The sequence below is a fragment of the Micromonospora sp. NPDC005305 genome, from assembly GCF_040607315.1.
Lineage (GTDB): Bacteria > Actinomycetota > Actinomycetes > Mycobacteriales > Micromonosporaceae > Micromonospora.
Window position 1 is genome coordinate 322,176 of sequence record NZ_JBEXGL010000002.1, and the last position, 12,868, is coordinate 335,043.

At 72.1% G+C, this 12,868-nt stretch carries 11 protein-coding genes and 1 riboswitch; of the genes, 6 read left to right on the plus strand and 5 right to left on the minus strand.

The annotated features are described in order from the left end of the window. Window positions 1–136, minus strand: a riboswitch (cyclic di-AMP (ydaO/yuaA leader). Window positions 137–377: 241 nt separating this feature from the next. Beyond that, complete coding sequence (locus tag ABZS80_RS04700; RefSeq protein WP_355054450.1) at window positions 378–2,375, plus strand: peptidoglycan recognition family protein; 1,998 nt, start codon at window positions 378–380, stop codon at window positions 2,373–2,375. A gap of 73 nt (window positions 2,376–2,448) precedes the next feature. Here ABZS80_RS04700 and ABZS80_RS04705 read toward each other — a convergent pair whose 3' ends face one another. The 3 genes from ABZS80_RS04705 to ABZS80_RS04715 form a co-directional block, all read right to left on the minus strand. Beyond that, window positions 2,449–3,465: an NlpC/P60 family protein gene (locus tag ABZS80_RS04705; RefSeq protein WP_355054451.1), complete on the minus strand. Its 1,017-nt coding sequence runs from the start codon at window positions 3,463–3,465 to the stop codon at window positions 2,449–2,451. A 164-nt stretch (window positions 3,466–3,629) separates the two neighbouring features. Next, entirely contained in the window at window positions 3,630–4,634 is a 1,005-nt protein-coding gene (locus ABZS80_RS04710; protein WP_355054452.1) for a hemolysin family protein, read from the minus strand. Beyond that, window positions 4,627–5,934: a hemolysin family protein gene (locus ABZS80_RS04715; RefSeq protein WP_355054453.1), complete on the minus strand. Its 1,308-nt coding sequence runs from the start codon at window positions 5,932–5,934 to the stop codon at window positions 4,627–4,629. The genes ABZS80_RS04710 and ABZS80_RS04715 overlap by 8 nt, the downstream gene beginning before the upstream one ends. A gap of 107 nt (window positions 5,935–6,041) precedes the next feature. Between ABZS80_RS04715 and ABZS80_RS04720 the strand changes: the two genes are divergently transcribed. Further along, window positions 6,042–6,719 carry a GPP34 family phosphoprotein gene (locus tag ABZS80_RS04720; RefSeq protein ID WP_355054454.1) on the plus strand — a complete coding sequence of 226 codons (678 nt, stop codon included), beginning with the start codon at window positions 6,042–6,044 and terminating at the stop codon, window positions 6,717–6,719. Window positions 6,720–6,787: 68 nt separating this feature from the next. Here the strand turns inward: ABZS80_RS04720 and ABZS80_RS04725 are convergent, their stop codons facing one another. Together ABZS80_RS04725 and ABZS80_RS04730 are read right to left on the minus strand one after the other, a co-directional pair. Then, a complete protein-coding gene (locus ABZS80_RS04725; RefSeq protein ID WP_355054455.1) occupies window positions 6,788–8,986 on the minus strand; it encodes a (Fe-S)-binding protein in 2,199 nt (732 codons plus the stop codon). Window positions 8,987–9,176: 190 nt separating this feature from the next. Then, on the minus strand, window positions 9,177–9,440 hold the full coding sequence (locus ABZS80_RS04730; protein WP_151462593.1) for a cell division protein CrgA: 264 nt from the start codon (window positions 9,438–9,440) through the stop codon (window positions 9,177–9,179). A 231-nt stretch (window positions 9,441–9,671) separates the two neighbouring features. On the opposite strand from ABZS80_RS04730, the gene ABZS80_RS04735 reads away from it, so the two are divergent. Genes ABZS80_RS04735 through ABZS80_RS04750 form a run of 4 tightly spaced genes read left to right on the plus strand, consistent with a single transcriptional unit; the run spans window position 9,672 to window position 12,842 of the window. Beyond that, the gene (locus tag ABZS80_RS04735; RefSeq protein WP_151462592.1) at window positions 9,672–10,478 is read left to right on the plus strand and encodes a DUF881 domain-containing protein; all 807 of its coding nucleotides are present in this window, start codon (window positions 9,672–9,674) and stop codon (window positions 10,476–10,478) included. Beyond that, the gene (locus ABZS80_RS04740; protein ID WP_355054456.1) at window positions 10,475–11,905 is read left to right on the plus strand and encodes a class E sortase; all 1,431 of its coding nucleotides are present in this window, start codon (window positions 10,475–10,477) and stop codon (window positions 11,903–11,905) included. Before ABZS80_RS04735 ends, ABZS80_RS04740 begins: the two co-directional genes overlap by 4 nt. Before the next feature lie 2 nt (window positions 11,906–11,907). Further along, window positions 11,908–12,186 (plus strand): hypothetical protein, encoded by a 279-nt coding sequence (locus tag ABZS80_RS04745; RefSeq protein ID WP_355054457.1) that lies wholly within the window; start codon window positions 11,908–11,910, stop codon window positions 12,184–12,186. A 5-nt stretch (window positions 12,187–12,191) separates the two neighbouring features. Continuing rightward, window positions 12,192–12,842 (plus strand): aminodeoxychorismate/anthranilate synthase component II, encoded by a 651-nt coding sequence (locus tag ABZS80_RS04750; protein ID WP_355054458.1) that lies wholly within the window; start codon window positions 12,192–12,194, stop codon window positions 12,840–12,842. Window positions 12,843–12,868: the final 26 nt, after the last annotated feature.

The window sequence follows — 12,868 nt, forward strand, 5'->3', positions numbered from 1 at the left end:
TCCTTCTTCCTGGCCGCCTACCGGGTTAGCTGACGGGTTCGGGCGGGAAGGGAGGCGCCCTACCGCAGTGGCTGCGGATTCACCCCAGGTACCTGGGTCCCCGGCTCGCCCGGAGGCGACTCGGCGGTGTCGGACCGTCACCACCCGGGTTGGACGGTGAAGCTCGCGGCCGACGATTGACCAGAGTAGAGAGCACCGTTATCGTTCCGCAACCCGAGACGCCGTGACACTCCGTACCCGAAAGATTCTTTCAGCGGAGATTACCTCTCGGAAAGGTATTGACCCGGACCGTGCGCGGGGCGAGGGTGGGGACGCAGTGACCCCCATCCCTGTCTGGAGGTTCGATGCACCTCTCACCCCCACCGTCGGGCAGACGGATGCTGCTGGCAGCAGCCGTCGCGGCAGCCACCGCACTGGTGGCAACCGGCCCGGTGGCCGCCCAACCGCTCAGCGCCCAACCCAGCACCGACCGTCAGGACCAGTATGCCGCCGCCGCGGCGGAGTACGGCGTGCCGCAGAGCGTCCTGCTCGGCGTCTCGTACCTGGAGTCGCGCTGGGACACCCACCCGGGCCAGCCGAGCACCAGCGGCGGCTACGGCCCGATGCACCTCACCGACGCCCAGCACGTCCTCGCGACCCCGGCCAGCGGCCACGTCGACGAGGACGAGGACCCGCGGGGCGACGACTCGCGCCCGCTCACCCTCGACCCGGCCACCGCGGCCGCACCGGCGGAGGACGTGCTCCCGCAGGCGTCCCTGCAGACGCTCGACGCCGCCGCGGCGCTCACCGGCCTCGCCGAGGAGACGCTACGCACCGACGCGGCCGCGAACATCCGGGGCGGGGCGGCGCTGCTCGCCTCGTACCAGAAGCAGTTGGGCTCGCCGGTCGGCGCCGCCACCGACCCGGCGGCCTGGTACGGCGCGGTGGCCCGCTACTCCGGCGCGGACACCGAGGACGCGGCGGCGGCCTTCGCCGACGAGGTCTACGACCAGCTCGGCCTCGGCGCTGCGCGGACCACCGACGACGGCCAGCGGGTGACCCTGGCCGCCACCGCGGTGAAGCCGGACCAGTCGGGGCTGCACCGGCTCGGGCTGCGCCGCGCCGAGCGGCCGGACGGCCTGGAGTGCCCGGTCCGGCTGGCCTGTGAGTGGATTCCCGCCCCCTACGAGCAGCTCAGCGCGGACCCGGGCGACTACGGCAACCACGACCTCGGCAACCGGCCGGCCCAGCAGAAGATCGAATACATCGTCATCCACGACACCGAGGGCTACTTCGGCCCGAGCGTCGACCTGGTGAAGCGGGCCGACTACCTGGGCTGGCACTACACGCTGCGCTCGGTGGACGGCTACGTCGCCCAGCACATCAAGGCCAAGGACGTCGGCTGGCACGCCGGCAACTGGTACGTCAACGCCAAGTCCATCGGCCTGGAGCACGAGGGCTTCGCCGGGCACGGCACCTGGTACACCGAGGCGATGTACCGGGCCTCGGCCAAGCTGGTCCGCCACCTGGCGCTGAAGTTCCAGATCCCGCTGGACCGGCAGCACATCATCGGCCACGACAACGTCCCGGGCACCGTCGCCTCGACCGTGCGTGGCATGCACTGGGACCCGGGCCCGTACTGGGACTGGTCGCACTACTTCGACCTCATGAAGGCGCCGTTCCGGTCCCTCGGGAACGCGCACACCGGCCTGGTCACCATCGACCCGGACTTCGCCACCAACCAGCCCGCCTTCGTCGGTTGCAACCAGCAGCCGCCGGGCGTCCCGAAGCCCACCCCGCCGGCCGCGCCGTGCCCGCTGCGCGGCTCGTCGGCGGTGGTCCTGCGCACCGCGCCGAGCGCGACCGCCCCGCTGGTCAACGACTTCGGGCTGCGGCCGGACGGCACGCCGGACACGATGTACATCTCCGACCACGGCGCCCGCGCCTCGGCCGGTCAGACGTACGCCGTGGCGGACGTGCAGGGTGACTGGACGGCGATCTGGTACCTCGGCCAGAAGGCCTGGTTCCTCAACCCGGCCTCGGCGCCCACGGCCAAATGGTCGACGGGCTTCGTGGTGACGCCCAAGCCGGGCAAGGCCACCATCCCGGTGTACGGGCGGGCCTACCCGGAGAAGGAGGCCTACCCGGCCACCATCCCGTTCCAAGGCGTCTCCCCGCTCCAGTACACGTTCTCGGCCGGCCAGCGGTACGCGCTCGGCGGCGTCCTGCCGAGCGAGTACTACCGGGCGGTGTCGTTCGACGGTTCGGCCCCGGGTGACCGCACGGTGGTCCGCGGCGACACCAGGTACGTGCAGATCCAGTTCGGCCACCGGATCATGTTCGCGAACCTCGACGACGTGCTGATCCTGCCGTCCCCGATCGGCGCGCCCAGGTAGCAGCGGCGACGTTCGACGGCGAAGGCCCCCGGTCCAAATGGACCGGGGGCCTTCTCGTCGCTTGGGGGGCGGGTCAGGTGACCCGGACGAAACCGGCGAGCGGCTGTGTGCTGATGCTCGACACCTGGACCGGCTTGCCGGTCCGTGGCGCGTGCACCATCACGCCGTTGCCGAGATAGAGCCCGACGTGGTGCAGGTCGCTGCCGAAGAAGACGAGATCACCCGGTCTGGCGTCGGAGCGGGAAACCTTGCGGCCCTCGTTCCACTGCGCGCCCGTGAAGTGGGTGAGCGAGATGCCCGCCGACTTGTAGGCGTACTGGGTGAGGCCGGAGCAGTCGAACGAGTTCGGGCCGGTGGCGCCCCACACGTACGGGTCGCCGACCTGCGCGCACGCCGTCTTGATCGCGGTGCGCGCGGCACTGCTGACCACGCCGTCGATCTTCGGGCAGCCCGCCGGTCGGATCGAGGTCACCGGCAGCATCTTGGTGAGCCGCTTGATCTCGGAGTCGATCTGCTTCTTCGTCCCCGCAAGCTGGGCTTCCTGCTTCTGCTCGGTCTCGATCAGCGCGTCCAGCTTCTGCTTCTGCCGGTTGTACTTGTCCCGGACGGCGAGCACGCCGGCGATCTGCTTGCGCTGGTCGTCGGCGAGCCGGTCGAGCATGACCAGCTGCTCGGCGAGGGTGCCCGGGCTGCTGTTGACCAGCAGGGCGCCCATCTCCTGGGACGGGCCCTGGATGTAGTAGCGGGCGGCGATGTCGCCGACCTTGTTCATGGCGAGCGCGGACTCCAGCTCCAGCGGCACCATCTTCTTCTGCAGGTCCGCGGACTTCTTCTTGTTGACCTTGAGCTGGGAGCGAACCTTGTTGTACTGCTCGATCGTGGGTTCGAGCTTCTCCCACTGCTTGTCGATCTGGGCGTCGATCTCGTCCACCGACGGCGCCGCGTGCGCCGGGGCCGCCAGCATGCCGGCGCCGACCGCGACGGCCGCGACCACGGTGAGGAGACGGCGTACCACCCGGCTGAACCCGGCGGGCCGGCCGGGCGGCTGGCTCGGGGCGTGACGTTGAGGGGGCATGGTTGCCACCGGCACGGACTCCTTTGCAACCGACCGCCGGGCGCCTCGCGAGAGGGAAGATCGAGGCAGACGACCCACAGCGGTCGGTGCCCCACATTAGGGAAGGCACCGGGGTGGAATCAAGGCGACCTTCAGTTCAATCACGTCTGCGCAACCGCTTGCACACCAAGGGTATTCATTCACTTGCCAACGATTGCTGTCAATACGTCGTCGAGTGTCACCACACCGAGCGGTCGACGTCCGTCGCTCACCAGCACCATGTGCCGGCGCTCGCGGCGCATCGAGAGCAACAGGTCGGCCAGCGTACGGTCCGGCGGCACCACGGCCAGCGGCCGGTAGATGTCGGCCGGCACGGGCGCCCGGCGGGTCGCGCCGGCGTAGCCCAGCACGTCCTTCACGTGGACGAAACCGAGCACCCGGCGGGTGGACCGCTGCACCACCGGGAAGCGGGACCGGCCCGTGCGGGTGGCCAGCACCTCCAACGACGCCGGTGAGACGTCCTCGGCCACCGTGGTCACCGTCGACCAGGGTTGCAGGGCGTCCGCTGCCGTCCGGCTGTGCAGGGCCAGCGCGCCGGTGATCCGGGCGTGCTCCTCGGCGTCCAGCAACCCCTCGGTACGCGCCTGCGAGACCAGGCCGGCCAGCTCCTCCGCGGTGAACACCGTCTTCACGGCGTCGGTCGCCTCCACCCGCCACAGCCACAGCACCTGCCGGGCCGACCACTTCATGGCCAGCAGCAGCGGCTTGGTGGCCAGGCAGAAGGCCAGCATGGCCGGGCCCAGCCAGAGGGCCGACGGCTCCGGGCCGGCCAGGGTGATGTTCTTCGGCACCATCTCGCCGACCACGGTGTGCAGGAAGACCACCACGCCGAGGGCGATCACGAAGGCCACCGGGTGCACCGCCGAGGCGGGCAGGCCGAGCGCCTCGAACGGCGCCTCCAGCAGGTGGGCCAGGGCCGGCTCGGCGATCGCGCCGAGGCCGAGCGAGCAGACCGTGATGCCGAGCTGCGCCCCGGCGATCATCAGCGGGATCTGGTTCATCGCCGACAGCGCCCACCGGGCCCGCTTCGAGGTCGCCGCCAGCGGTTCGAGCACCGTACGGCGGGAGGCGATGAGGGCGAACTCGCTGCCCACGAAGAAGGCGTTGCCGAGCAGCAGCACCAGGGCCACCAGCAGCTCACTCACCGTCGTCGGGCTCCTCGGGGCGCACCACCCGGACCTGCTCGATCCGGTGCCGGTCGATCTCCACCACGGTGAACTCGTACCCGGCCTCGTCGACCGTCTCGCCCGGCACCGGGATGTGCCCGAGCCGGGCCATCAGGAAGCCGGCCAGCGTCTCGTACGGCCCCTCGGGCAGCCGGAAGCCGGTCTGCTCGACCAGCTCGTCCTCACGCAGCACGCCGTCCACCAGCACGGTGCGCTCGCCGCCCGGCACGGTCAGCTCGACCGGCCCGAAATCGTCCACCGCGGCCGGGTCGAACTCGTCGGCGATCTCCCCGACCAGCTCCTCCACCAGGTCCTCCACGGTCACCACGCCGTCCGTGCCGCCGTACTCGTCGACCACGATGGCCAGGTCGGCGCCGGCGTCCTTGAGCGCCGCCAGCACCCCGTCGAGGTCGAGGCTCTCCGGGACGTACACCGGTTCGCGGGCCACCGCGGCGACCGTGGTGGCGGCCCGGCTGGCCAGCGGCACGCCGAGCGCGTCGGGCACCCCGGCCACGCCGGTGACCAGGTCCAGCGTCTCCTCGTAGACCGGGAAGCGGGTCCGGCCGGTCTGCCGGGACAGGTCCAGCAGCTCGGCGACCGTCGCGGTGGCCCGCAGCGCGATCACGTCGACCCGCGGGGTCATCGCCTCGGCGGCCCGCTTGTCACCGAACCGGATGGTGCGGCGCAGCAGCATGGCGGTGTCCGGCGGCAGCGCACCGGCCCGGGCGGAGATGGCGGCGAGCAGCCCCAGTTCCTCCGGGGACCGGGCGCTGGCCAGCTCCTCCTGCGGCTCCACGCCGAGCCGCCGGACCAGCCGGTTGGCCGAGTCGTTGAGCAACCGGATCAGCCAGCCGAAGGTGCGGGAGAAGGTCCGCATCGGCCCGGCGGTGCCGAGCGCGGTGGGCATCGGCCGGGCCAGCGCGAGGTTCTTGGGCACCAGCTCGCCGAAGAGCATCGAGATGAGGGTGGCCAGCGCCAGGGCGAGCAGCCCGGTGAACCGTTCCGCCCCGTCGACCGGGCGCAGCAGCGGAGCGAAGAGGCGGGCCAGCGCCGGCTCGGCCAGATAGCCGGTGAGCAGCGCGGTGATCGTGATGCCGAGCTGGGCGCCGGAGAGCTGGAAGGACAGCTCGCGCAACGCCCGGCGTACCGTGCCGGCCCGGCCGTCGCCCTCGCCGGCCCGCCGGTCGATCTCCGCCCGGTCGACGGTGACCAGGGCGAACTCGGCCGCGACGAAGAACGCGTTGCCGGCGGTCAGCAGCACGAAGCCGACCAGGGGCAACAGCGCGGTAAGCAGCAGGCCGTCGATGAGCGCGATTGTTCCACGGGCCGGCAGCGGGCACGAACCGGCGACCGGCGGGCTGGCGACCCGGACGTAGCGTGGATCGCATGAACCGCCTGCTGCTCACCGACGAACTGGTCCTGCTCGCCTACGACGACGCCGGCACCAACCGGCTCGGCCGGCCGCACCTGGACTACGGGCTCGCCGGGGCTGTCCTGCTGGAGCTGGCCCTGGCCGGCCGGGTCGAGGTGACCGGCGGCCGGCTGCGGGTGGCCGACCCCGCCCCGACCGGCGTGCCGCTGCTGGACCAGGCGCTCGCCACCGTCGGCGGGGACCGGCCGCGCAAGCCGAAGGACTGGATCGGCAGGCTGGCCAAGGGCCTGCCGGACCGGGTGCTCGACGGGCTGGTCGACGCCGGGGTGCTGCGCCGCGAGTCGGAGCGGGTGCTGTGGGTGTTCCCGCGTACCCGCTATCCCTCGCCCACCGGCGCGGAGCCGGCCGTGGAGACGGCGGCCCGGGAGCGGCTGCGCGCCGCGCTGGCCGCCGACGGTCCGGTGGACGCGCGGACGGCCGCGCTGCTCACCCTGACCCGGGCGGTCGGCCTGGACCGGAAGCTCTTCCGCGAGCTGCCCAGGGATCGGGTCAAGGGCCGCCTGGCCGAGATCTCGGCGGGCGACTGGGCCTCCGCGGCCACCAAGAAGGCCATCGAGGAGACGCAGGCCGCGGTGCTGGTGGCGACGACCGCCGCCACCACGGCCGCCATCGCGGCCACGACGGTCTCCTGACCGACGACGGCGGCGGCACCCGGGTGGGTGCCGCCGCCGTCGTGGTTCAGCCCTGTCGGGGGTACGCCTCAGCCGGCGACCGCCTCGGTCTCCTTCTCGCCCGCCGGGGCGTCCGGCTTCACCGAGCGGAGCAGCACGCTGGCCACGTCGACCACCTCGACCTGCTCGCCGGCGCCCTTGCCGTTGACACCGTCGTTGAGCATCGTCGAGCAGAACGGGCAGCCGACCGCGATGGTCTTCGCCCCGGTGGACATGGCCTCCTCGACCCGGTCCACGTTGATCCGCTTGCCGATCTTCTCCTCCATCCACATCCGGGCGCCGCCGGCGCCGCAGCAGAAGGAGCGCTCGCTGTTGCGCGGCATCTCGGTCAGCTCGCCCTGGATCGAGTCGCCGAGCACCTCACGCGGGGCGGCGAAGACCCGGTTGTGCCGGCCCAGGTAGCAGGGGTCGTGGTAGGTGACCCCGCCGTCGACCGGCTGCACCGGGGTGAGCTTGCCGGCGGCCACCAGGTGGGCCAGCAACTGGGTGTGGTGCACCACCTCGAACTCGCCGCCGAGCTGGCCGTACTCGTTGCCGAGGGTGTTGAAGCAGTGCGGGCAGGTGGCGACGATCTTCCGCTTGCTCTTCTCCCGGCCCTCGAACGCCTCGTTCAACGTCTCGACGTTCTGCTGGGCGAGCATCTGGAAGACGAACTCGTTGCCGATCCGCCGGGCCGGGTCGCCGGAGCAGGTCTCGCCCTCGCCGAGGATGGCGAAGGAGACGCCGGCCTCGTTGAGCAGCGTGGCCACCGCGCGGGTGGTCTTCTTGGCCCGGTCCTCGAACGCGCCGGCGCAGCCGACCCAGAACAGGTACTCGAAGTCGTCGACCTCGCCGACCCGCGGCACCTCGAAGCCGAGGCCCTTGGTCCAGTCCTCGCGGGTGTTCTGCGGGGCGCCCCACGGGTTGCCCTTGTTCTCCAGGTTGCGGAGCATGACGCCGGCCTCGGACGGGAAGCTCGACTCGATCAGCACCTGGTAGCGGCGCATGTCGACGATGTGGTCGACGTGCTCGATGTCCACCGGGCACTGCTCGACGCAGGCGCCGCAGGTGGTGCACGACCAGAGCACGTCCGGGTCGATGACGCCGCCCTCCTCGGCGGTGCCGATCAGCGGCCGGTCGGCCTCGGCGAGGGCCAGCACGTCCATGTGGGCGAGCTGCGCGGCGGTGGCCTTCTCCTCGCCGGTCAGGTCCTTGCCCCCGCCGGCCAGCAGGTACGGCGCCTTGGCGTACGCGTGGTCGCGCAGGCTCAGCACGAGCAGCTTCGGCGACAGCGGCTTGCCGGTGTTCCAGGCCGGGCACTGCGACTGGCACCGGCCGCACTCGGTGCAGGTGCTGAAGTCCAGCAGGCCCTTCCAGGTGAACTGCTCGACCTGGGCGACGCCGAACTGGTCCTTCTCCGGGTCGGCCTCCTCGAAGTCGAGCGGCTTGCCGTCGCTCATCATCGGCCGGAGCGCGCCCAGGCCGGAGCCGGCGGCCTTCTCGGGCTCGCGCTTGAAGAAGATGTTCGGGAACGCCAGGAACCGGTGCCAGGCGACACCCATGGTGACGTTCAGGGAGATCACGATGAGCCAGGTCATCGAAATGGCGATCTTGATGAGGGCGGCCACGCTGACGCCGGCCGTCCAGGCCGGGAGCGCGGCGCCGACCGCGTGACTCAGCGGGGTGGCCCAGACCGGGTACTCGAAGTGGTCGGTGGCGACCTTGAAGCCGCGGATCACGAAGCCGAAGATCAGGACCAGCAGCACGACCCACTCGACGAAGTAGCCCTGCCACATGGTCGAGCCGGTGAACCGGGAGCGGCCGCCCGGCCGGGTGGGCCGGTTGCGCAGCCGGATGCCCATGAGCACGAGGATGCCGGCCAGGCCCAGGATCCCGATCCACTCGGTGGCCAGGCCGAAGATCGTCCAGTGCCCGATGATCGGCAGCCCGCCGCCCGGGGTGACCACCTCGAAGTACGCCTCGAGCACCAGCAGCGACAGCACGATGAAGCCGACCATCACGAACCAGTGCGCCGCGCCCACCACGCCCCACTTGAGCATGCGGGTGTGGCCGGCGGTCTCGACCAGCATCTTCTTCGTGCGGGCGCCCTTGTCGGTGAACCGCTCCGGCGCGGGCTGCCCGAGCCGGATGACGGCCGTCATCTTCATGACCGCGCGCACCGCAAGCCCCACCGCCACGGCGGTGATGGCGGCCGCGAGGATCGTGGTGACGATCTGGACGCTGCCCATCGAGTTGGCCTCCCGGTCTGCTGCTTGTCAGTGCAGCCTACGCGCAAGGTTACCCAGCAGTAACGTGAGTCATCTCGCATCGGCCACGCCGCCCTGCCGACACCTTAGGGGCAGCGGGCGCCGGGCGCCGTTCAGGGGCGTCCCGGCGTGACCTACGCCCGGTGCGGCAGGGGCGGTGGAGCCGGCGGGATCAGCGCCAGCGGGAGAGCAGGATCAGCGAGGAGACCATCGCGCCGAAGCCCACGGCGAGGTTCCAGTAGCCCCACGTCGCGACCGGGTACGCCTGCTCGGAGAGGTAGTAGATCACCAGCCAGCCGATGCCCACCACGATCAGCGCGACCGCGGTGATCGGCAGCCAGACCGGGCTAGGCTTGCGCGTCGCCGCCGTCGCCGTCGGACGCACGTCCGTCGGCGGGGTGTACACCTTCTTCTTGCGGACCTGAGACTTGGGCACGACGCTCTCCAGAGGGGGGTACGACCTCGTCCGGCCTGACAACCGGGCGCGGGGGCGACGGTCCATGGCCAATAATGTTCGACAGCTAGCGTAGTCCCGCCGGACCCTCCAGGCCACGAATGGGGTCAGGCCGGTGCACCGAGTGACCGAAAAGGGCGGGACTTTTCGGGTCGAGCAGACCGGTCCGCGCCGTCGCGGGCCGGAACGAGACGACGGGAAAGGGAACGCCCGGTGGAGTACACGTCCGGCGCCGCCTCCTGGCAGAAGGTCCTCCGGCGCGCGGTGGTCGGCCTGCTGCCGCGCCGGCCGCGTCAGCGCCGCCCGGGCTGGTCGATCGGCGTACCCCTGATCGCCGCCGCGGCCGGCCTCCTCTTCACCACGACCGCGACCACCGCCGGCGGCACCCCGCTGCGGGAGGACCGGCGTCCCCAGCTCACCCAGTTGATCGAGGACCGGCGCGAGGAGGTCGCGGCCAGCGAGGCGAAAGCCGCCCGGCTGCGCGCCGAGGTCGAGGAGCAGACCGGCGCCCTGGCCGGCGCCGACGGCCCGATCAAGGCACAGCAGGACCGGGCCGCCGCCAGCCGGCAGGCCGCCGGGTTCACCGCGCTCACCGGCAACGGCATCACCATCGAGCTGAACGACGCGCCGCGGCGTGCCGACCAGGCCCTGCCCAAGGGTGCGAGCAACGACGACCTGGTGGTCCACCAGAGCGACGTCCAGGCCGTCGTGAACGCGCTCTGGGCGGGCGGCGCGGAGGCCATGTCAATCATGAACGTCCGCGTGCTCAGCACCAGCGCGGTACGCTGCGTCGGTAACACTCTGCTGCTGCACGGCCGGGTGTACTCCCCTCCTTTCAAGATAGTGGCCATCGGCGACCCCGCCGCCTTCCAGCGGGAACTCGCCGCGTCCGAGGGAGTCCGGTTGTTCAGGGAAGCCGTCGACCACTACCAGCTCGGCTACTCCGAGACCGTCTCCACGGTCACCGTGCCGGCATTCGAAGACTCGACCGCGCTGCAGTCGGCCAAGGTGCCGCGGTGACCCGGGACGATCCCCGGGAGCGGGACGGGCGCCATCGCGACCAGAGCGAGGACGCGACCGCCTTCCTCCCGCAGGTCGACCGGCCGGCGCCTGCGCCGCCCCGCCCCCCGCTCGACCTGCCCTGGCCGGACCATGGCGCGCCGCCCCCGATCACCGACCAGCGGACGGCGCGCCCACGCCCGCCGGCCTCCCCCTCTCCGGCCTGGCCCGGCGACCGGAGCCAGCCGCCGGCCCCCGGCGCCCGGCCGGTGTCACCGCCGCCAGCGGTGCCGCAAAGCCCCGCCGCCGCCCACGACCGGCGTTCCCCGGGCCCCGCTCCGGACCAGCACCGGCCCGCTCCCGGGCGCCGGCTCGACCCGCCGACCGCCGAGGTCAGGCCCTCCAGCCCCGGTGACGCGCCGACCGCGTTCATCCCACCGCTCGGCGATCGGCGCGAGCGCCACCGGGCCGGGAACCCGGCCGAACGCCGCCGCGGCGAGGCGGCGCGTCCGGCGGCCACCGGCCCCGCGGACCCGGGAGCGACCGCGCTGATCCCGGCCGTCAGCCGCCCGCCGGCCAGCCCTGCGGCACTGGACCACACCGCGCTGATGGGCGCCGTGCCTCCGGTCCCGGACACCGGCGACGGCGACCCGGCCGGCACCCCGGCCGAGCCGCCGCAGCCCCGCCGCGGGGAGCGGGTCGTGCAGCTCCGGCCCGAGCAGACCGGTGAGGGGTACAAGAGCGTCTACTCCGAGCTGACCCGGCCCACCGTCGGTTCCCGGCTGCGGGGGATCGTGCGCGGCACCGGCGAGGTTCTGATCACCTTCGGCCTGGTGGTGCTGCTCTTCGCCGGCTACGAGATCTGGGGCAAGGCGGTGATCGTCGACGCCCACCAGAACGACCTGAGCAGCCAGCTCGCCCAGGAGTGGGGGGCGGACCCGACGGTCGGGCCCAGCCCGTCCGCCGGTCCCAGCACCAAACCGAAGCCGCCGGCGGAGGGCAAGCCGGTCGCCGGGCTCTACCTCCCGACGTTGGGCAAGCACTGGGTGGTGGTCGAGGGCGTCAGCCCTGACGACATCCGGTACGCGCCCGGCCACTATCCGAAGAGCGCCATGCCGGGCGAGGTCGGCAACTTCTCCGTCGCCGGCCACCGCATCCGCTCCACGTTCTGGCGCCTGGACGAGTTGAGGTCCGGCGACGCCATCGTGGTCGAGACCAAGACCGACTGGCTCGTCTACCGCGTCTACCAGCAGCGGATCGTCAAGCCCTCCCAGGTGGAGGTCGTCGCGCCGGTGCCGGGCAAGCCGGGCCAGAAGGCCACCGAGAAGCTGCTCACCCTGACCACCTGCAACCCCAAGTTCGACAACTACCAGCGGCTGATCATCCACGCCCGCCTGGACCACGCCCAGGCCAAGGCGGCGGGACGCCCGGCCGAGCTGGAGGGCTGACCGTGTACGCATGGATCTGGCGGAAGCTCCCGCTCGGGCTCCCCGGAAAGCTGATCGGCTCGGTGCTGCTGGCCGCCGCCACGGTCGCCCTGCTCTGGTTCGTGGTCTTCCCCTGGGCCGAACCCCTCCTACCCTTCGACGACGTGCAGGTCACCCAGGACTCCGGGGTGCCGGGGGACGACGGCGGCGGGCTCACCGAGCCCAGTGAACGGCCGGCCGAGGAGGACATCCCGTACAGCACCGAGTCGAACAACGCCCCGCCCTCCACCCCGAGCAGGTGACCCCGATGCGCGTCCTCGTGATCGACAACTACGACTCGTTCGTCTTCAACCTCGTGCAGTACCTCGGCCAGCTCGGCGTCGATTGCGAGGTGCGGCGCAACGACGAGATCGACGTCGCCGAGGTGGGCCGGGCGGGCGCCGACGGCGTGCTGCTCTCGCCCGGGCCGGGCAGCCCGGACCGCGCCGGCATCTGCCTCGACGTGATCAGGGAGTATGCCGGCAAGCTCCCCCTGTTCGGGGTCTGCCTCGGTCACCAGGCCATCGGTGCGGCGTTCGGCGCGACCGTGACCCGGGCGCCGGAGCTGCTGCACGGCAAGACCTCCGAGGTGCGGCACCAGGGGGTGGGCGTGCTGGCTGGCCTGCCCGACCCGTTCACGGCCACCCGCTACCACTCGCTCGCCGTGCTGCCCGAGACGCTGCCCGACGAGCTGGAGGTCACCGGCCGGACCGCCTCCGGCGTGGTGATGGCCATGCGGCACCGCACGCTCCCGATCGAGGGCGTCCAGTTTCACCCGGAGTCGGTGCTGACCGAGGGTGGCCACCTCATGCTGGCCAACTGGCTGGCCGTCTGCGGCTATCCGGAGGCGCTGGAGCGGGCCCCGGAGCTGGCCGCCGAGGTCGACGCCCGCCGCCGGGCCGCGTTCGCCGCGGCCTGAGGAGTCCGTCACGCCCAGCTACGCGA